This window comes from Acinetobacter lactucae (assembly GCF_013344765.1).
Lineage (GTDB): Bacteria > Pseudomonadota > Gammaproteobacteria > Pseudomonadales > Moraxellaceae > Acinetobacter > Acinetobacter lactucae_A.
In genome coordinates this window covers 1-18,108 of record NZ_JABVBF010000059.1, presented here as the reverse complement: position 1 = coordinate 18,108, position 18,108 = coordinate 1, and the positions used below count along the sequence as shown (strand labels likewise).

21 protein-coding genes are annotated in these 18,108 nt (G+C 39.0%); 13 read left to right on the top strand and 8 right to left on the bottom strand.

Going from position 1 to position 18,108, the window contains the following annotated elements; genetic code table 11:
* Window positions 1-322 (bottom strand): DUF488 domain-containing protein (locus tag HUN22_RS08155; RefSeq protein ID WP_174727965.1); only part of this gene is annotated, 322 nt, incomplete at its 3' end.
* 167 nt (window positions 323-489) lie between these two features.
* Between HUN22_RS08155 and rutD the strand changes: the two genes are divergently transcribed.
* From rutD to HUN22_RS08115, 8 genes are all read left to right on the top strand, one after another.
* Window positions 490-1,296: a pyrimidine utilization protein D gene (gene rutD / locus HUN22_RS08150; protein WP_174727963.1), complete on the top strand. Its 807-nt coding sequence runs from the start codon at window positions 490-492 to the stop codon at window positions 1,294-1,296.
* Window positions 1,293-1,880: a malonic semialdehyde reductase gene (locus tag HUN22_RS08145; protein ID WP_174727960.1), complete on the top strand. Its 588-nt coding sequence runs from the start codon at window positions 1,293-1,295 to the stop codon at window positions 1,878-1,880. The genes rutD and HUN22_RS08145 overlap by 4 nt, the downstream gene beginning before the upstream one ends.
* Window positions 1,881-2,238: 358 nt before the next feature.
* Window positions 2,239-3,357 carry a pyrimidine utilization protein A gene (gene rutA, locus HUN22_RS08140; RefSeq protein WP_174727957.1) on the top strand — a complete coding sequence of 373 codons (1,119 nt, stop codon included), beginning with the start codon at window positions 2,239-2,241 and terminating at the stop codon, window positions 3,355-3,357.
* Window positions 3,354-4,106 carry a pyrimidine utilization protein B gene (rutB, locus tag HUN22_RS08135; RefSeq protein WP_174727954.1) on the top strand — a complete coding sequence of 251 codons (753 nt, stop codon included), beginning with the start codon at window positions 3,354-3,356 and terminating at the stop codon, window positions 4,104-4,106. Before rutA ends, rutB begins: the two co-directional genes overlap by 4 nt.
* Before the next feature lie 45 nt (window positions 4,107-4,151).
* Entirely contained in the window at window positions 4,152-4,535 is a 384-nt protein-coding gene (rutC, locus tag HUN22_RS08130) for a pyrimidine utilization protein C (RefSeq protein ID WP_174727951.1), read from the top strand.
* 66 nt (window positions 4,536-4,601) lie between these two features.
* Window positions 4,602-5,192, top strand: coding sequence for an NADH-dependent FMN reductase RutF (gene rutF, locus HUN22_RS08125; RefSeq protein WP_174727949.1), 591 nt, complete (start codon window positions 4,602-4,604; stop codon window positions 5,190-5,192).
* Window positions 5,193-5,223: 31 nt separating this feature from the next.
* Complete coding sequence (gene rutG, locus HUN22_RS08120) at window positions 5,224-6,576, top strand: pyrimidine utilization transport protein G (RefSeq protein ID WP_174727946.1); 1,353 nt, start codon at window positions 5,224-5,226, stop codon at window positions 6,574-6,576.
* Window positions 6,577-6,592: 16 nt separating this feature from the next.
* Window positions 6,593-7,465, top strand: a complete 873-nt coding sequence (locus tag HUN22_RS08115; RefSeq protein WP_174727943.1) for an NAD(P)-dependent oxidoreductase — start codon at window positions 6,593-6,595, stop codon at window positions 7,463-7,465.
* Window positions 7,466-7,510: 45 nt separating this feature from the next.
* On the opposite strand, the gene HUN22_RS08110 is transcribed toward HUN22_RS08115, so the two are convergent.
* Window positions 7,511-7,963, bottom strand: a complete 453-nt coding sequence (locus HUN22_RS08110; RefSeq protein WP_174727939.1) for an SRPBCC family protein — start codon at window positions 7,961-7,963, stop codon at window positions 7,511-7,513.
* A gap of 215 nt (window positions 7,964-8,178) precedes the next feature.
* On the opposite strand from HUN22_RS08110, the gene ygfZ reads away from it, so the two are divergent.
* The 3 genes from ygfZ to HUN22_RS08095 all read left to right on the top strand — a co-directional run bounded on the left by ygfZ (window position 8,179) and on the right by HUN22_RS08095 (window position 10,766).
* Window positions 8,179-8,901: a CAF17-like 4Fe-4S cluster assembly/insertion protein YgfZ gene (gene ygfZ, locus HUN22_RS08105; protein ID WP_174727936.1), complete on the top strand. Its 723-nt coding sequence runs from the start codon at window positions 8,179-8,181 to the stop codon at window positions 8,899-8,901.
* A 146-nt stretch (window positions 8,902-9,047) separates the two neighbouring features.
* Window positions 9,048-9,758, top strand: a complete 711-nt coding sequence (locus tag HUN22_RS08100) for a DsbC family protein (RefSeq protein ID WP_016143418.1) — start codon at window positions 9,048-9,050, stop codon at window positions 9,756-9,758.
* 183 nt (window positions 9,759-9,941) lie between these two features.
* A complete protein-coding gene (locus tag HUN22_RS08095) occupies window positions 9,942-10,766 on the top strand; it encodes a tetratricopeptide repeat protein (protein WP_174727932.1) in 825 nt (274 codons plus the stop codon).
* A gap of 31 nt (window positions 10,767-10,797) precedes the next feature.
* On the opposite strand, the gene HUN22_RS08090 is transcribed toward HUN22_RS08095, so the two are convergent.
* The 4 genes from HUN22_RS08090 to HUN22_RS08075 all read right to left on the bottom strand — a co-directional run bounded on the left by HUN22_RS08090 (window position 10,798) and on the right by HUN22_RS08075 (window position 15,727).
* Window positions 10,798-11,721, bottom strand: coding sequence for an AEC family transporter (locus HUN22_RS08090; protein WP_174727929.1), 924 nt, complete (start codon window positions 11,719-11,721; stop codon window positions 10,798-10,800).
* 56 nt (window positions 11,722-11,777) lie between these two features.
* Complete coding sequence (locus tag HUN22_RS08085) at window positions 11,778-12,887, bottom strand: NADH:flavin oxidoreductase/NADH oxidase (protein WP_174727927.1); 1,110 nt, start codon at window positions 12,885-12,887, stop codon at window positions 11,778-11,780.
* A 9-nt stretch (window positions 12,888-12,896) separates the two neighbouring features.
* On the bottom strand, window positions 12,897-15,026 hold the full coding sequence (locus tag HUN22_RS08080) for a TonB-dependent receptor family protein (RefSeq protein ID WP_174727925.1): 2,130 nt from the start codon (window positions 15,024-15,026) through the stop codon (window positions 12,897-12,899).
* 134 nt (window positions 15,027-15,160) lie between these two features.
* Entirely contained in the window at window positions 15,161-15,727 is a 567-nt protein-coding gene (locus HUN22_RS08075; protein ID WP_174727922.1) for a DNA-3-methyladenine glycosylase, read from the bottom strand.
* 75 nt (window positions 15,728-15,802) lie between these two features.
* On the opposite strand from HUN22_RS08075, the gene mutM reads away from it, so the two are divergent.
* Both mutM and HUN22_RS08065 read left to right on the top strand, forming a co-directional pair.
* Window positions 15,803-16,627, top strand: a complete 825-nt coding sequence (mutM, locus tag HUN22_RS08070) for a bifunctional DNA-formamidopyrimidine glycosylase/DNA-(apurinic or apyrimidinic site) lyase (protein ID WP_174727919.1) — start codon at window positions 15,803-15,805, stop codon at window positions 16,625-16,627.
* A 19-nt stretch (window positions 16,628-16,646) separates the two neighbouring features.
* Window positions 16,647-16,937 (top strand): peptidylprolyl isomerase, encoded by a 291-nt coding sequence (locus HUN22_RS08065; RefSeq protein ID WP_016143425.1) that lies wholly within the window; start codon window positions 16,647-16,649, stop codon window positions 16,935-16,937.
* Between the two features lie 10 nt (window positions 16,938-16,947).
* On the opposite strand, the gene HUN22_RS08060 is transcribed toward HUN22_RS08065, so the two are convergent.
* Window positions 16,948-17,301: a gamma-glutamylcyclotransferase family protein gene (locus HUN22_RS08060; protein WP_174727916.1), complete on the bottom strand. Its 354-nt coding sequence runs from the start codon at window positions 17,299-17,301 to the stop codon at window positions 16,948-16,950.
* Between the two features lie 140 nt (window positions 17,302-17,441).
* Entirely contained in the window at window positions 17,442-17,873 is a 432-nt protein-coding gene (mscL, locus tag HUN22_RS08055; RefSeq protein WP_174727913.1) for a large conductance mechanosensitive channel protein MscL, read from the bottom strand.
* Window positions 17,874-18,108: the final 235 nt, after the last annotated feature.

The following is an 18,108-nucleotide window of genomic DNA, read 5'->3' as shown; positions in this document are numbered from 1 at the left end:
AAATAATTGCATGGTTATATTCAACATCTTTTGCTGAATATAAAAGCGTAACTGTATGTTCTGCTACGATGTGTTGTAGCTCTTCAACTGCGGAGTTGGTTTCAAGTTCTTTTAAATAACGCTGCTTAAATTCTTCCCAATGATCTGGCGTTGCAGCATGAAACCATTTTCTAAGTTCTGTCGAGGGTGCTATTTCTTTTAGCCACAAATCCAAATGAGCATTTTCCTTACTAATTCCCCTACTCCATAAACGGTCAACCAAAATTCGTTTTCCATCACTAGGCTCGGCATTTTCATAAATTCTTTTAATTTGGATATCCATTTTCAGCCACCTATTCACACTCAAGGTCATTAGCATCATCGCATTAATTTAACTATTCATACAATCGAAAACTTTTACACTCAATCCTATCTTAATTACTCTCATCAATTTATTTCAGGCATACAAATTGCTTTTAAATCTCTCATTATTTTATCAAATGGTAAAAAATGAAATACTATATTTATCCATGTTCATCTAAAGAAGATGCCCCTTATTTAATTTTGTCATCAGGGCTAGGCGGTCATGCTAGTTTTTGGAACCCCCAACTTGAATTGTTGAGTGCGCATTTCAACGTTGTGACTTATGACCAAGAAGGTTGTTACCAAGACAGTGCTTTATTGCCTGCACAGTACCATATGTGTGACATGGCGAATCAAGTACTACACTTATTAGAATCTCTTCAAATTCATGAATTCCATATGATCGGGCATGCTTTAGGGGGCATTATCGGAATGGAACTCTCAAAACAACTGCAATCTAGCTCAATTACCATGCTCAGTCTTACACTGATTAATGCGTGGGATGAGTTAGATGCCCATACTCAAAAATGTTTTGATGCCCGTATCGCATTGTTAGCATCTGCGGGCGCTGAAGCCTATGTACGTGCCCAAGCATTATTTTTGTATCCTCCAGTATGGATTTCTCAGAATTATAGCCATATTAAAAATACCGAAGATATGCAACTCCAAGGCTTTCCACCCAAGACAAACGTATTTGCACGACTTAAAGCCTTAATGCATTTTCAACTACAGGCAGAGCACGTACATGCATTACAAGACACTGCAATTCATATCGTTGCCAATCAAGATGATTTTTTAGTTCCAGTACATAAATCACAAGATCTTTTTACCAAACTCGGTCATGGTCAACTCTGCATTTTACCCTCGGGCGCACACGCCTCAACAGTGACCGAGCCCCAACGACTAAATCAAACTTTCATCAAATTTTTCCATGACATTAAGGTTTTATCATGAATACAAAAACATTAAATATTTTAGATCAACTGTTTTTAGAAGCGAGAACCCACAGCATATGGTTAGATAAAGCCGTCAGCTCTGAGCAAATTCAGCAGATTTATGATCTGCTCAAAATGGCACCGACTTCTGCCAACTGTAGCCCTGCTCGTTTTGTATTTTTAACAACACCTGAAGCTAAACAAAAACTAAGACCAGCACTTTTTTCCGGCAATATCGAAAAAACGATGACAGCACCTGTCACGGTTTTAGTCGCAACAGATAAAAAGTTTTACGAAAAATTACCAGCATTATTTCCCTATGCCGATGCAAAGTCTTGGTTTACATCTAGTGAAGCCGTAGCACATGAAACTGCCTTTCGTAATAGTTCATTGCAAGCTGCATATTTAATTATGGCATGCCGTAGTTTAGGTTTAGATACTGGGCCAATGTCTGGTTTTGATGCGAAACAAGTTAATGAACTATTTTTCGCAGGGACAAATAATCATATTAATCTCATCATTAACATTGGCTATGGCGACCCTCAAAAAGTTTATACTCGCCTCCCCCGTTTAAATTTTGAAGAGGCTTGTCGGGTGGAATAAATAAAGTCCACAACACCATCTTCAATCTCAAAAGAGAAATACCTTAGTTCTACACGGCGACTTCAATGTCGCCTTTTTTATTCTGCTGTTTTAAAACATTGGATGTCATACACACTCCAAAAGTAAAATTGATCAAATGATGCACAATGAAGCAAGTTAGTTCCTCCTTGGTGCATAATCGCATTATTTTTTACCATTTGATAAAAATTATACCAAACAATAAATACAAAACATTGATAAATATTTAAATATTAAATTTGGCACGAGCTATGCATTGTTAAAAATGTAAACAAATACTGAAAACTATATCTTTTATAGCTTTCAGTTCGACTTCCTAAACTCACGATGGGGAATCAAGATGAAGATCGGCGTTTTTTGTCCAATTGGAAATAATGGCTGGCTGCTTTCAGAAAATGCACCGCAATATAAACCTACCTTTGAGTTAAACAAACAAATTGTACAACGTGCTGAACACTACGGTTTTGACTTTGCACTTTCCATGATTAAGTTACGTGGTTTCGGTGGCAAAACTGAGTTTTGGGACTATAACCTTGAAACATTTACCCTCATGGCAGGTCTCGCTGCTGTCACCAGTAAAATCCAAATTTATGCAACCGCTGCAACATTAGTCATGCCTCCTGCAATTGTTGCACGTATGGCATCGACCATCGATTCGATTTCTAACGGTCGGTTTGGACTAAATGTCGTGACTGGATGGCAAATGCCTGAATATTCCCAAATGGGTATGTGGCCTGGCGATGAATATTTTGCTAAGCGCTATGACTACTTATCTGAATATGTTGAAGTTTTACGTGAACTTTGGGCAACAGGAAAATCAGACCTAAAAGGCGAGTTCTTCCAGATGAATGATTGTCAGGTCAAACCACAGCCTCAAGCTGATATGAAAATTATCTGTGCAGGACAATCAGATGCAGGTTTAGCTTTTTCCGCAAAATATGCCGACTACAATTTTGTTTTTGGAAAAGGTTTAAACACACCAACTGCCTATGCCGAAATTAATGACCGTTTAAAAGCTCAAACCGACAAAACTGGGCGCAATGTGCAAACCTATGTGTTGTTTATGGTAATTGCTGCTGAAACTGACGACGATGCAATGCAGAAGTGGCAACACTATAACGATGGTGCGGACATGGAAGCTATTCGTTGGCTACAAGACCAAGGTGCAAAAGATAAAGTGTCTGGCACTGACACCAATATTCGCCATATGGCCTCTAGCGTTTCTCCAGTCAATATCAATATGGGCACTATTGTTGGCTCTTTTAAAAATGTTGCAAAAATGCTCGATGAAATTTCCGAGATTGAAGGTACAGAGGGAATTTTGTTGACCTTTGATGACTTTGTACAAGGCGTAGAAGATTTTGGTCAACGCATTCAACCACTCATGAAATGTCGTGAAAGCGTCGTTACCGAACTGACAGAGCAAGCCGAACCAACTGTTTTGGAGAAAAGCGCATGAATGAAATGTCTAATATTGTGTGTGCAGAATTCACGACACAGATCGGTACAGGCAAAGTATTAAAAGCTGAACCTGAACATATTCAACTAGCAGCAGAACAAACTGCGCTTATTGTCATTGATATGCAAAATGCCTACACCTCTTTAGGTGGGTATTTAGATTTAGCAGGTTTTGATGTCTCAAAGACTAAACCTGTAGTCGAAAATATTAAAAAGGCGATCGATGCTGCACATAGTGCAGGGATTCAAGTCATCTATTTTCAAAATGGTTGGGATAAAAACTACGTTGAGGCTGGTGGTTTAGGTTCACCAAATTTTCATAAATCTAATGCCTTAAAAACCATGCGTAAACGGCCCGAGTTACAAGGTCAACTTTTATCTAAAGGCGGTTGGGACTTTGCTTTAATTGATGAGTTACAACCTCTTCCACAAGACATCATTATTGAAAAGCCACGCTACAGCGGTTTCTTTAACACTGCACTCGACAGCATTTTACGTGCTCGAGGTATTCGTAATTTAGTCTTCGTTGGCATTGCGACTAATGTCTGCGTTGAATCCACCTTACGTGATGGTTTCTTTTTGGAATATTTCGGTGTTGCACTTAAAGATGCTTGCTATCAAGCCGGACCTCAAGAGGCTCACGACGCTGCCCTATATAACATTAAAACTTTTTTTGGCTGGGTATCTGACACCAATAGTTTTATTGAAACCTTTAGTTCGGCATCAACATTGCTACAGCAATCTGCCTAATTCATACATTTAATTTTATCTAAATTTTTTGATTTGGAGCGTCTTATGTCTAAACAAGTTGTTATCCCTGAAGGAACATCGGCACCACTTGCACCCTATGTTCCTGCAACCAAAGCGGACAATATTGTGTATATCTCAGGCACATTGGCTTTTGATGAAAATAATAATGTGGTCTGTATTGGTGATGCTGCAGGACAAACTCGCCATATTTTAGAAACGATCAAAAAAGTGATTGAAACTGCGGGTGGCACTATGGATGACGTCACGTTCAATTCCATTTTTATTAAAGATTGGGCGGACTATACCGCAGTGAATACGGTATATGCCGAATATTTTCCGGGTGACAAACCTGCTCGCTTTTGTATCCAGTGCGGCTTGGTGAAACCCGATGCCTTAATTGAGATTGCATCGATTGCCCATGTGGGATAAACGATGTCACACATAAAACCTTTCAGCATCATAAATGATGTGATGTTTTAGCCTCGATTCATTGTGATGATCATGTATCGGGGTTGGAGAGCAATCATGCAAAAAAGAGAAGAGAAACAAGTATCAATTCCATCTACTGTTCCACAGGCTCAAACATGCTCAACACATTTAGAAGTAGATCAGCATACTTTTAGACAGGGTATGGCCAATCTTGGAGCAGCAGTGAATGTCATCACGACGGATGGACCTGCAGGGCAAGCTGGTTTCACCGCATCCGCTGTATGTAGCGTAACAGATACACCACCGACACTATTGGTTTGTCTCAACCGTTCGGCATCAGTGTTTAATACTTTTAAACAAAACGAGGTGCTTTGTGTCAATACACTGGCCGCTCATCAAAGTACTCTATCTACAATATTCGGCGGAAAAACACCAATGCCAGAACGCTTTGCTCATGGGGAATGGAGCAAGTTACTCACTGGTTCTCCGATTTTGAATGAGGCCTTGGTGTCATTTGATTGTGAAATTGTACAAAGCATGAGTATCGGTAGTCATGATGTCTTATTTTGTGCGGTCAAAGCGATGAAACATCAAAGTGGACTTAATGCACTAATGTACTTCAATCGCAATTATTGCGAATTACAAACAGCATGCTAATGCAGATAAAAAATGAAAAAGAGGATCTGTTATGCGAACAAAAGAATCTTGGTTTCCTAAATTTAAGCCGCACACAGGTAATTTAGAAACTCCTGTACAAATTGATGAATATCTTCCTCTCGGTAAAAGTATTGTTTTGGGGTTACAACATGCTTTTGCTATGTTCGGAGCAACTGTTTTAGCTCCGTTACTCATGGGCTTTGATCCGAACCTCACCATTTTTATTACTGGTATTGGCACCATCTTGTTCTTTTTAATTACTGGTGGACGCATGCCAAGCTACCTTGGATCAAGCTTTGCATTTATTGGTGCAGTCGCTGCTGCCACAGGCTATGCAGGGGTTGGATCAAATCCCAATTTAGCTGTGGCGCTTGGTGGCACAATCATTTGTGGGTTGATTTATGCCTGCATCGGTTTAATTGTCATGAAAACTGGAACTGCATGGATTGAAAAACTCATGCCACCCGTAGTCACTGGTGCAATTGTCATGATTATTGGTTTAAACCTTGCACCTGTAACAATCAAAAGCGTTTCGACAAATAGCTTTGACACGTGGATGGCGGTCATTACCATTTTGTGTATTAGTGCCGTTGCCGTTTTTACAAGAGGTATGATTCGCCGCCTTCTATTACTTATCGGACTCATCAGCGCTTATTTTATTTATTTCCTACTTACTAATATCTTAGGGTTCGGCAAACCCATCGATTTTAGTGCAATCAGTCAAGCAGCATGGTTTGGTCTACCCACTTTTCACTCGCCTGTTTTTAATGCCAAAGCTATTTTATTGATTGCACCTGTTGCGATTATTTTAGTCGCTGAAAACTTGGGACATTTTAAAGCTGTTTCTGCCATGACAGAACGCAATTTATCTCCATATATGGGTCGTGCTTTTTTTGCCGACGGTATCTGCACGAGTTTATCAGCTTCTGTTGGTGGTACAGGTATGACGACTTATGCCGAAAATATTGGCGTGATGGCGGTAACTAAAGTCTATTCCACCACTATTTTTGTGGTTGCGGGACTATTTGCAATTCTACTCGGCCTTTCTCCTAAATTTGGAGCAATCATTAGTACCATCCCTGTTGCTCTATTAGGCGGTGCATCCATTGTTGTCTTTGGCTTAATTACTGTAGCTGGAGCAAAAATCTGGATCGATAACAAAGTTGATTTCACCCAAAATAGTACGTTAATTATTGCAGCAGTCAGCCTGATTATGGGTGCTGGCAATTTAAGTCTACATATTGGGCCATTTGACTTAGGAGGTATTGGAACTGCGACACTTGCAGCAATTGTTCTTAACCTATTACTCAACAGAGCAGAAAAATCCCAGAGCCAATCTATTGAAAAGTCAGTAGAACCGCTTAATTCTGTCCCACATCTCTAATGTCTGGAGAAACTCCTTGATTCAAAGTGTTTCATTTATCGGTTTAGGAGCAATGGGATGGCATATGGCTTCCCATTTAACCCAAGTATGTAGCCAAGTCTATGTTTGGAATCGTACTTTCGCAAAAGCTAAGCAACATGAACAAACCTTTGGTACACAAACTGTAGACCTGACACAAGCTCTACAAGCAGATATTATCTTTTCATGCCTACCGACTAGCCAAGATGTAGAAAATTTAATTGCGGGTTCTCAACTAAAACAAGGCTGTATTTGGGTAGACTGCACTAGCGGTGTGCCAGAGACGGCAAGAAAACTCAGCCAACAGCTCAAATTAAACGGAGTTGATTATTTAGATGCACCAGTTTCGGGTCAAACGATTGGAGCTGAACGAGGAACTCTCACGGTAATGGTCGGAGGTGACGAGTATGCTTTTAAAAGAGCAAAACCAATCATTCAAGCGTTTGCTAATTTAGTTGAATATGTCGGCGAAAGTGGTGCTGCCTTTGCAGTAAAAGCCATCAATAACACATTAATGGCAACACATCTTTGGGCGCTAGCAGAGGGATTAAGTATCCTTAAATCTCAAGGCGTAAATTTACATTCCGCAATGAACTGCATTAACCACTCTAGTGGCAAAAGTAATGTTTCAGAACACATCATGATGCAACGTGTTTTAAGCCGTAAATTTGAAAAAACTTTTGCATTAGATTTATTACAAAAGGATATTGGAATTGCACTAAATCTCGTTACTCAAAATAATTTGGAACTCCCAGCTTTTAGTCTCATTCAGCAACAGTTTAATCAGGTTTCCAAACCCGATGCACAACAAGTCGATTTTTCAGCCATAGTTAAACTATTGGAACAACAAAACCACTTAGAGCTATGTTAAAAGTAGGTCACACGACCTACTCTTTTTATAAAAATTAGAATGACTTTATTGATCTGGAATTTCAGCTTCAACTAATAAAGTCAGTAAAGATAATGATTCTTGCCACCCTAAGTAACAGGCTTCCACAGGAATAACTTCTGGTATTCCTTCTTGAGTAATATTCACTTCCGTACCTACCAATACACTTTTCAATGTAATGGTGACTTGCATGGTTCCTGGTAAATTTGGATCATCAAATTGATCGTTATAGCGAATTAGTTCATTTGGAACTAATTCAACATAGGTTCCACCAAAAGCATGTGTTGAACCTGTCGAAAAATTGGTAAAACTCATTTTGTATGAGCCACCCACACTTGAATCAAAACTATGAACCTTTGCGGTAAAACCATGAGGTGGTAACCACTTTACTAAAGCGTCTGGATCTAAAAATGCACGATAAACACGCTCGGCTGGTGCCTTAAACACTCGATGAAATTTCACTGTACCTGTTGCCATCATTATTCTCCTTATTTTAATTTCCTTTGAATTATCGAAATTATGTTTATTAGCTTAAACCTTAGGATTCATCCGAACGTATATTTTTGGTGTTTTTTTAAACCAAAAAGCTATCTTTTATGCAAAATCAAAATACAAAAACTATGGCTGATTTTTTAGTAAAAATGGAGCAAAATAGTCAGCAATCATAAAGAAACATATTGAATTTGAGATTAATCATGAGTCTGCTCGCTTTCTCCTCATATGCTTTAAACGGTGTAGATGCACAAAAGTTTTTACAAGGCCAAGTTACTGTAGATACTGAACGTTTAGCTGAAAATGAAACACGCTATACAGCCATTTGCGATCTTAAAGGTCGTATTCACTTTGGCTTGTGGCTAAAGAAGATTAATCCTGAAAGTTTTGAAATTGTAGTTACTCAAGATCAAGCCGAAGAGTTTGCCAAACATATTAAAAAGTATGGTGCCTTTTCAAAAATGACCTTAAGTGAACAAGGTGCAGTGTTCCCAAAAGTTGTGAATCATCAAACTGAGTTTACTACTGCTGAAACCGATATTTCAGAATGGCAAAAACAAGCCATCATGACTGGTCAAGCTTGGATTACCCAGGCAACTGAACATGAATTCCAACCACAAGAATTACGTTTACATCAACGTGAAGGCGTCAATTACGATAAAGGTTGTTATTTAGGTCAGGAAATTGTGGCGCGTCTTTGGTTTAAAGCAAAACCAAAACACTGGTTACATCTCGTACAAGGCACAGGTGAAGCACCCGCTTCAGCAACTCAATTAAATAATGATATTGAAGTCGTTAATAGTATTTCAAATGATCAAGGTTATCTTGCTTTAGTTGTTGCTAAACCTGCTGCTCTACAAGAGTTGGGTCTTCAAGTTCTTGAGTTACCAGAAGCTTTAAGTGGCGACGTTGCAAGACCACAATAATAATTTTTATTAGTCTAAACTGCCCACTGCTAAGTTAGTGGGCTTTTTTATAGATACAAAACACTAATGATTTCATTAGATTAGAACGTCAATTTTTTAAGCTTTATATGCCATCATTAGCCCTGTTGAAATTAAAGAGAAAAAAGATGAAAACTAAACTTGCTACACTCATGTTGAGTCTGGCTATTTTCGGTTCTGCTCATGCTGATGTTAAAACACTTGAACAAAATCTTAAGACGAATTATCCCGATTTGCCTGTAAAAGGTGTTTATCAATCTCCTGTACAAGGCATTTATGAAGTGTATACAAGCGGCCGTATTGTTTATACCAATCAAGATGCCAAATACTTTTTTGTTGGTAATTTAGTCGACATCAAACAACAAAAAAATATGACTGAAGAACGTATTGCCGAATTGGGCAAGATTGACGTTAAAAGCTTGCCATTAAATCAAGCGATTAAGTATGTGAAAGGTAAAGGCGAACGTACAATCTATGTTTTTAGTGACCCTGATTGCCCATATTGCCAGCGCCTAGAAGAAAATATGGCTGGGGTTGATAACGTAACGGTATATGTATTCCTTTATCCTCTCACCAGTTTGCATCCAAATGCTGAAAAAGTTTCAAATCAAATCTGGTGTTCAAAAAATCCAGCAGAAGCTTGGACAAACTATATGCTTAAGCGCAAATTGCCAACTAGTAGCAAAAGTTGCTCAAGCCCAATTCAGAAAAATATCGCTTTAGGTCAAAAATTAAATATCGATGGAACACCTACCCTGTTCTTGCAAGATGGCCAAAGACTTTCTGGTGTACCAAGTGATGCCAAGCAAATTGAAGCATTACTTCAATCAGCAAAATAATAATATTGCCCACTCCATTGTATGCATGTGAGTGGGTATTTTTCTCCACAATTTGCCCAAAGTGCAGCGCTTTATATACAAATCGGCTGTTTACTTTCATCAACCAATATTTATGATGAGAAGTTGAAACTCTTTCATGCATCAATGGAATGATGTAGCTACGAAGTAAAAGGTTAAAAAGAAATGAAGAAATTACTAATCGCAAGCCTAATCACCCTTTCAAGTGCATCAATTTTTGCAGCTAATAACTCAGCAACTGCTGCAAAGACCGATGTTTTTAAACAAGCTGAACAACTCTATGCAGCAAAAAACTACTCCGCTGCATTTCAAGAAATGCAACGCTTAGCCCAATCAGGTAATGCCCAAGCTATTTATAACTTAGGCTATATGACTCAAATGGGCCAAGGTACAGCAAAAGACTCTTCTAAAGCCCTCAAATATTATGAAGATGCTTCAAATAAAGGCTACGCCCAAGCGAGTTACACGCTTGCACAAATTTATGAGACTGGTGAATTAGGGGTTGCCAAAGACAGCAACAAATTCAGTCAATATATTCAAAAGGCTTCGGCTCAAGGTTCTGATGATGCAACTGTGAAAATTGCAACGATTTTATTTGCTCAGAAAAAACCGCAGTCACATCAAATTGCCCTTCAAAAATTAGCGCCTTTAATTCGAAAAGGAAACTACCCTGCTATTCAGGTCAAAGCACTCTATGACATTAGCCAAGGTGTTGAAAATAAAAATCCGTTAATGAAACGCCAAGGCATCGAAGCTTTACAGTCAATTGCTCAAAAAGGCTATGCGCCTGCGTCTATGGCCTTAGCCACCATGATGGCGAATGGCAATATCATTCCGCAAAATCTACCGCAAGCAAAAAAGATATTTACTGAACTTGCCAATCAAAATGTTCCAAATGCTAAAGAATCGTTAGCTTCGGTTGATAAGATTATTGCAGAAAAGAGCAAACAGGCTGCCAATGCTCCCGCACAGCCAGCACCTAAAAAATAATGAATAATGAGCCCCTCATGGGGCTTTTATTTTACCACCACAGAGCAATCAGCCAGCTCACCCCAATAAAACCGACAATTGTACTAATCATAAGCGGTGTTAACGCTTTTTCATTTAAGCCATAGGCTTGTCCAAAAATTCCGAAAGCAATCGGCATTGGTAAAGCAGCGATTAATGTTCCTGCGTAAAGCATTTCACGGCTTACATTTGGAGTTATTAAAAAAAGTGCAAAAATAACAGATGGCATTAGCACAACTTTAAATGTCGCTAACAAAACGCTTTCTATATTTACTGTTGTGATTCCAATACCGACTAGACTTCCGCCAATGGCAAACAAAGCCAAAGGTGAAGCTGTACGCCCAAGTAACTCTAGTGATTGATCAAGCATTGTAGGAAGATGAACATCTAAAAGAATGCATCCCATCCCAACAAAAATAGCGATAATGACAGGATTCTTGAGTAAATTTAAAAAAGTCTGTTTTAAAAGCGGTAAAAGATTTTGTTGTTGATGTAGACCAGCTTCGGCCAAAATCAGCATGAGCGCCACAATCAATAAATTTTCAATAATAAGTGTTAAAGAAATATAGATCGCAGCATGATTACCTATCAGCATGGTTAAAATAGCTGTTCCCATAAATCCAGTATTGGACATAGATGCGCCCATCGAAATAACGGCGCTGTGGGTTAAGCTATTTTTAAAATATTTTCGATAGAGAATAAAAGCCAAGAAAAATAAAATTAAGGACCCTCCGCCATAAGCAATAAAATAAGCTGGGTGCCAAATGTCTTGTAAATTTTTATTTGCCAATGAGTGAATTAAAAAAGCTGGTAAGGAGATTTTAATTACGAATGCGCTAAGGGCCCTGATCTGCTCAGGTGTTACCAATTTGATGAGGACACAAACATAGCCCATCAATAGCAATATCAAGATAGGTAAAATAACCTGAAAAACCACTGACCGTCCTCACTTAGCGAAAGAAAAATGGGCAAAGATGACTTTGCCCAATACAATTAAAAAGAGTTAAAAAGCTGTTTTAATCCATGAGGTTGGCAACGTAAATACTGAGGCGCAATTTTAACTTCTGCTCCTAAAGCGGCTGCTGCATGCCAAGGCCATCTTGGGTCATATAACATTGCACGAGCAAGACCAATGGCATCGGCTTGCTGGTTTTCCAAAATTTGTTCAGCGTGCTCTGGCTCAGTAATCAGCCCTACAGCAATGACCGGAATAGACACATGCTTTTTGACTTGTTCAGCAAAAGGAACTTGGTAACCTGCCCCAATCGTAATTGATTGATGCTCGTGCAAACCACCACTAGACACATGTACGTAGGTTGCACCCAACTGCTCTAAAGCTTTTGATAAACCCACTGTTGATTCAACATCCCAGTGCTCAATACTTTCTAACCAATCGGTCGCAGATAATCTAACACCCACAGGATAGCCTTCTGGTACAGCGAGTTTAATTGCCTGAAGAACTTCAAGGGTCATACGCATGCGGTTTTCTAAAGAACCGCCATATTCATCAGTTCGCTGATTCGCAATTGGCGATAAAAATTGATGTAGTAAGTAACCATGCGCAGCATGAACTTCAATTAATTCAAAGCCAGCCTCTACCGCACGTTTTGCAGCTGCTGCAAAGTCTTGTTGAACTTGTTTAATCTCAGCAATCGTTAAAGCATGAGGCGCTGCATCATGCACTGAAAAGGTACTTTCACTTGGTGCAACCGTTTGCCAACCATGAGGCTGATCTTTTGCAATCTGACCGTTACCTAACCACGGTTTTTCAGTAGATGCTTTACGTCCTGCATGTGCTAACTGAATTCCAAATGGCATCGGTGAAAGTGTATGAACCTTAGCTAACAACGTTTTAATTTTATCACGTTGTTGATCATTCCAAAGCCCAAGGTCAGCATAGCTAATCCGACCTTCAGGTTGTACAGCAGTCGCTTCTACAATACAAAGCCCAGCGCCAGATAATGCATAATTCGCCCATTGCTGTTCATGCCAATAGGTAATTTCACCATCATCTGTTGCCGAATATTGGCACATCGGAGCAATTACAATTCTATTGACCAGTTGTAGTGAACCAAAGTTAACCGTTTCAAATAATTTTGCCATTTTTAATTCCTAGAATTGCTTAATTACACGTAAACCTGCACTCCAGTTACGTCCATCCGCTGGTTCAAAGTAGCGTCCATTACCATCATTTACGATCACTGAACCTGCATAGTTTTTATCAAATAGGTTATCAACACGGGCAAAGCTATTCACTTTCCAGTCACCCATTACCCATGCATAACCCACATTAGCTGAGGTTACACTGTAGCTTGGCGCTGCGTCACTGTTGGTATCATTCACGTATACTTTATCCATATACTGTACATCTACACTGCCATATAGACCGTGCGATGGCTGCCAAGCTAAAGAAGCATAAGCTTGGTTTTTAGCAATTCCTGGAATGGCATTGCCTGATGGAATTTGAGCAATACTTCCTAAAGCTGGAATATCAGCATCAAAAGTTGCATCTAAATATGTATAGCTTGCAGTCGCTGTTAAATCTCGCCACAACTTTTTATTCCATGCAAACTCTACACCTTCACGCAAAGTTTTATCTGCATTGCGGAAGGTTGATCGGCCATTTGAGTTGCCGGCAGAAACAATGTCATCTTTGGTTTTAGTTTGAAAAACTGCCAAAGTAAAATCACCTAATTGGTTTTGTGATTTTAAGCCTGTTTCATAGGTATCACTTGTGGATGCGGTCAAATCAAAATTAAAACCGCTTTCTCCATCTCGACGATATGCCATTTCAGTAAAAGTTGGCGTTTCAAAACCTTTGGCATAACTCACATAGGCCATGAGTTCAGGTAAAATTTGCCAGCTTAAAGCAGCAGAAGGCAAAACTTTATCATAATCAGTCTTACCACTATCGTCGCCATTGCTTAAATAGCGATCTTCCGACTTATAATGAACATTGCTATAGCGTACGCCCGTATCTAAACGCCACGTTGGTAAGAACTGCCATGACGCTTGTAAATATGGGTCGATATTCCACAAAGTATTATCTTCATCACGGCGCAAATTACCTTTGACGCCATAATAAGGCTGACCGTTTACTAAATTAAAGTTTTCAAAACCTTTACGGTCTTCATCCATTGCATCGAGTGCAACACCAACGCTTACAGTGGTATTTGGAAGTAACTCTTTACCCGTCCAACGGAAATCGGCACCATAATAATTACGCTCAAAATCAATCACTCCACCCGCATGGTTCACATTTGCATCTTGTGTTGACTTAGGGATAGATTGATATTGAGTCACTTGGCGATTGCCTAAATATGCCATGGCATAGAGTTCATTTTTATCATTAACAGGCTTAGACCACGTCACACCCGTTTGAGTTTGTTCAATATCTTTACGGACATTAAATTGTTTTAAAAAAGGGACTTGTTGCTTTGGGTTCACATTCCACTGATCACGGGTCAAGCCCTGTGGATCATCTGCATGAATTTTTACATAGTTAGTTACCCAGTTGATTTTGCTACCATCATCAAGATTCCAACTGAGCTTTGCATTATTTAATACTTTTTCTGCACCACTATGCTCTCGGTAACCATCAGTGTCGAAGTATGATGAACTAATAACATAACTCGGTTCATTCGCACCCTTCGCCCCACCTTGTAGCACGAGTCCAGCTCGGCTTTTATCGTGGCTGCCTCCCGAATAGCTCAGCTCAATTGAATCTTTTCCTTGTCCTTCTTTAGTAGACGTTAAAATTGTCCCGCCAGATGAGTTTCCATATAGCGATGAAAAAGGTCCCGTTAGAACTTCAACATGATCCAAACTACTTAAATCGATATTAGACGTTTGACCCTGTCCATCTGGCATCGTAGCAGGAATACCGTCCACATACAGGCGAATGCCTCGAACACCAAAAGTTGAACGTGCACCAAAACCACGCATAGATAATTGTAAATCTTGTGCATAATTTTCACGATTGCGAAGCTGTAAACTCGGTATACCCTTTACAACTTCAGTTAAATTTACTTGTGAAGAAGTATCGACTTGAGGTGTATCTATTCGAAAAACCGAAGCTGGCGTCTGCAAATAAGTGGTATCGGTACGGGTTGCCTCAACATGTAAAGTCGGCAATACAGCAATGTCTTGAGCTGAGTCATCTGCCCAAACAAATGGGCTAGAAATACAGCCCATACTCATCAAAATACAGTAATGAAGTCGGTCTAAGCGTAATAAGGACATGCTTATTTCCTTTATTTATATTGTAGTTATCATAACAAAAAGCGGTGTCTTGTCTGGATATTGAATTCGATCTGCATTGTTGTAAATCTAGAACACTCTTCATCGATATCTAAAAATTGATTTCCAGATTAGAATTATCGACTCAAAGATGGATGGTCTTTCCAGCAATATCGTTCAGGCCAATGTTTTGCTTCTTCGGCATAATCAATTCCAATCCGTGGCGTCAACACTACTTCTGGCTGTATTGAAGCTGCCTCAATCCACAGTCCCGTTTCTTCACCTAAAGTCTGGCCTTTTAAAGTCCGATCAATCCCTAAATAGCGTGTCAATTTGCCGGGTCCAGCTAGAAGCTTATATTCTTTTTTTGTTGAAGCACTATTTAAAAATGCAGAACGAATCATGACCCCTTCAGGGATGCCTTCTGTCTGAGTAATGAGATTGAGCATTTCATACATGCCATAAATTAAGTAGACATAAATCGTACCGCCAGAGCGATACATTACATCTGTTCGTGCTGTGCGCTTGTCATTATAGCTGTGGCAAGCTTTATCACGAACACCCAAATAAGCTTCTGTTTCACTAATTGTGCAACGGATGACTTGACCATCAGGTTGTCGCTTACATAATACGCAGCCAATTAAGTCATAAGCCACTTCTGAGGTTTCACGTTGAAACCAGCTTAATGGTAAAATATCTGACATAGTATTCTCTGAAATATTACATACCACACGTTATACTTGATTAATCCAGTATATCTGTTAATTCTGTGAGTTGGCATGCCTGAGTTACCCGAAGTCGAAACAACCAAAACCAGTTTATTTCCTCTATTGAATCAAAAAGTTCTAAGTGTAGAAGTACGTAATCCGAGCTTACGTTGGCCTATCCCCGATGATGTTCAAAAACTCGTTGGGCAACGTCTCATTGGGTTAAATCGACGTTCAAAATATATTCTGGCAGAGTTTGAACTAGATCAAATGCTCTGGCATTTAGGAATGTCAGGAAGTTTTCGTCTTACCGAGCCAAATGACGAACTGAGAAAGCATGATCATCTGATTATTCAATTTGAAGATCAACAATTACGCTACCATGATCCTCGCCGTTTTGGCTGCATTCTTTGGCTTAACCCAGAAACTCAAGGCAAACTTATAGATACTTTAGGGCCTGAACCTTTAAGTAACGACTTTCATGCAGAATATCTAGCTTCCAAACTTAAAAACAAAGCTGTCGGCATAAAAATTGCAATTATGGATAACCATGTTGTAGTCGGAGTAGGCAATATCTATGCAACCGAAAGCTTGTTTAATGTGGGTATTCACCCAGCCCAGCCCGCTGTTGACTTAAGCATGCAACAAATTGAGAAACTGGTTGTCGAGATTAAACGTATTTTAAAGTCGGCAATTGAGTTAGGTGGCTCGACTTTACGAGACTACAGCAATGCCATGGGAGAAAATGGATATTTCCAGCAAACATTGCTTGCTTATGGTCGTGCTGGAGAAATGTGTGTTAACTGTGAAACCCCATTAGAAAACTTGAAACTTGGTCAACGTGCCAGCGTATTTTGCCCACAGTGCCAACCGCTTAAAAAGCTGAGAAAGCCTTAATTTTTTGGAGGAAGACAACATGCAAACAGCAATTGTCCGACATATTTTAGTCAAAGATAAAGACTTAGCCGAACAGCTAAAAAAGAAGCTACAAAGTGGTGCTGACTTTAGCAAACTTGCCAAGCAATACTCTACCTGTAATTCAGCAAAGCGTGGCGGTGAACTTGGTGAAGTCAAAAAAGGGCAATTAGTACCCGTTATTGACAAAGTTGTTTTTACAGCTGCCGAACGTGTACTACAAGGCCCAATCAAAAGCCAGTTTGGTTACCACCTTTTAGAAGTTAAATTCAGAATGGGCAGCTTACGCTGATTCCATTGTTTCAATTATGATTTTGAGAAGCTTGAGCCTGCGCATTCAGTTGATATGTCCAGGCTTTAGTATACTCACCTGATTCTAATTTTATATCTGCTATCACACGTTGATATTGAAAACCTTCAAAATCATCTAGCATCTGCCAGTTTTCAGCCAATTTTTCGGTGCTAAATAAATAGCCTTCCACCCAATCTGCTTGTGAATCTAACTCAAGCGCTTTTAAGCCTTTATCTGGTCCCCAGTCTAAAATATGAATCGCGCCACGCACACTAGCTTTTGTCCAGCTTCCACCGATCTGCTCTAAAATATGAGCATTTGCTTTATTTGGACATAATGTGCCATACACAAAAAGCTGATTCATTAATTTATATTCCTTTTAAAATGTATGTTGAACTTATCTATGATCTTACAATTTTATCAACACCTTTAGTCCAACATAAAATACTAAGTAATAAAAAACGGCACATTGAGTACCGTTTTTTAAATATAGTCAAAATATTATTAAGCTTGCTTTTTCAGCTCATCACGAATTTCACGCAATAATTGAATATCTTCTGGAGTTGCAGCTGGAGCTTCTGGCTCATTCTTATCACGGCGAAGTCTATTTAATAATTTCACCATTAGGAAAACTACCCAAGCCAAAATAATAAAGTTAATTAGAATGGTGAGGAAATTACCATAAGTTAAAACATTAACACCTGCTTTTTGCAAAGCATCTAAAGATTGCAAATTGTTAGGATTTGCTCCTAGAACAATGAATTTTTGCGAAAAATCGACACCACCGCCAGTCAGTACACTGATAAGTGGCATGATAATATCTTTTACTAAAGAGTCTACGATTTTACCAAAAGCACCACCAATAATGACACCAATAGCTAAATCCATCATATTGCCTTTAAGGGCAAATTCTTTAAATTCTTGAATAATACTCATCTAAACATCTCCAGATGTCGGGGGTAGAAATACATCATATTTTTCTTTTTCATTGGCATCTTATCCATTTAGATAGTACTCGCCATGATATTGATAATTTAATATTTTCATCAAAAAAAGAAAGCTAATTCACACTTTAACAACATATTCTCTTACAACAAAAATATGATTTTAAGCCACTTTAATTTGAAATATAACGATTAAAAAAACCGCTAAATTAATTTAGCGGTTTTTT

Bases quoted from the DNA above. Each gene is read 5' to 3' on its own strand.
- rutD (WP_174727963.1), top strand. From the start codon at position 490: ATGAAATACTATATTTATCCATGTTCATCTAAAGAAGATGCCCCTTAT.
- HUN22_RS08145 (WP_174727960.1), top strand. From the start codon at position 1,293: ATGAATACAAAAACATTAAATATTTTAGATCAACTGTTTTTAGAAGCG.
- rutA (WP_174727957.1), top strand. From the start codon at position 2,239: ATGAAGATCGGCGTTTTTTGTCCAATTGGAAATAATGGCTGGCTGCTT.
- rutB (WP_174727954.1), top strand. From the start codon at position 3,354: ATGAATGAAATGTCTAATATTGTGTGTGCAGAATTCACGACACAGATC.
- rutC (WP_174727951.1), top strand. From the start codon at position 4,152: ATGTCTAAACAAGTTGTTATCCCTGAAGGAACATCGGCACCACTTGCA.
- rutF (WP_174727949.1), top strand. From the start codon at position 4,602: ATGATCATGTATCGGGGTTGGAGAGCAATCATGCAAAAAAGAGAAGAG.
- rutG (WP_174727946.1), top strand. From the start codon at position 5,224: ATGCGAACAAAAGAATCTTGGTTTCCTAAATTTAAGCCGCACACAGGT.
- HUN22_RS08110 (WP_174727939.1), bottom strand. From the start codon at position 7,963: ATGATGGCAACAGGTACAGTGAAATTTCATCGAGTGTTTAAGGCACCA.
- ygfZ (WP_174727936.1), top strand. From the start codon at position 8,179: ATGAGTCTGCTCGCTTTCTCCTCATATGCTTTAAACGGTGTAGATGCA.
- HUN22_RS08100 (WP_016143418.1), top strand. From the start codon at position 9,048: ATGAAAACTAAACTTGCTACACTCATGTTGAGTCTGGCTATTTTCGGT.
- HUN22_RS08095 (WP_174727932.1), top strand. From the start codon at position 9,942: ATGAAGAAATTACTAATCGCAAGCCTAATCACCCTTTCAAGTGCATCA.
- HUN22_RS08085 (WP_174727927.1), bottom strand. From the start codon at position 12,887: ATGGCAAAATTATTTGAAACGGTTAACTTTGGTTCACTACAACTGGTC.
- HUN22_RS08080 (WP_174727925.1), bottom strand. From the start codon at position 15,026: ATGTCCTTATTACGCTTAGACCGACTTCATTACTGTATTTTGATGAGT.
- HUN22_RS08075 (WP_174727922.1), bottom strand. From the start codon at position 15,727: ATGTCAGATATTTTACCATTAAGCTGGTTTCAACGTGAAACCTCAGAA.
- mutM (WP_174727919.1), top strand. From the start codon at position 15,803: ATGCCTGAGTTACCCGAAGTCGAAACAACCAAAACCAGTTTATTTCCT.
- HUN22_RS08065 (WP_016143425.1), top strand. From the start codon at position 16,647: ATGCAAACAGCAATTGTCCGACATATTTTAGTCAAAGATAAAGACTTA.
- HUN22_RS08060 (WP_174727916.1), bottom strand. From the start codon at position 17,301: ATGAATCAGCTTTTTGTGTATGGCACATTATGTCCAAATAAAGCAAAT.
- mscL (WP_174727913.1), bottom strand. From the start codon at position 17,873: ATGAGTATTATTCAAGAATTTAAAGAATTTGCCCTTAAAGGCAATATG.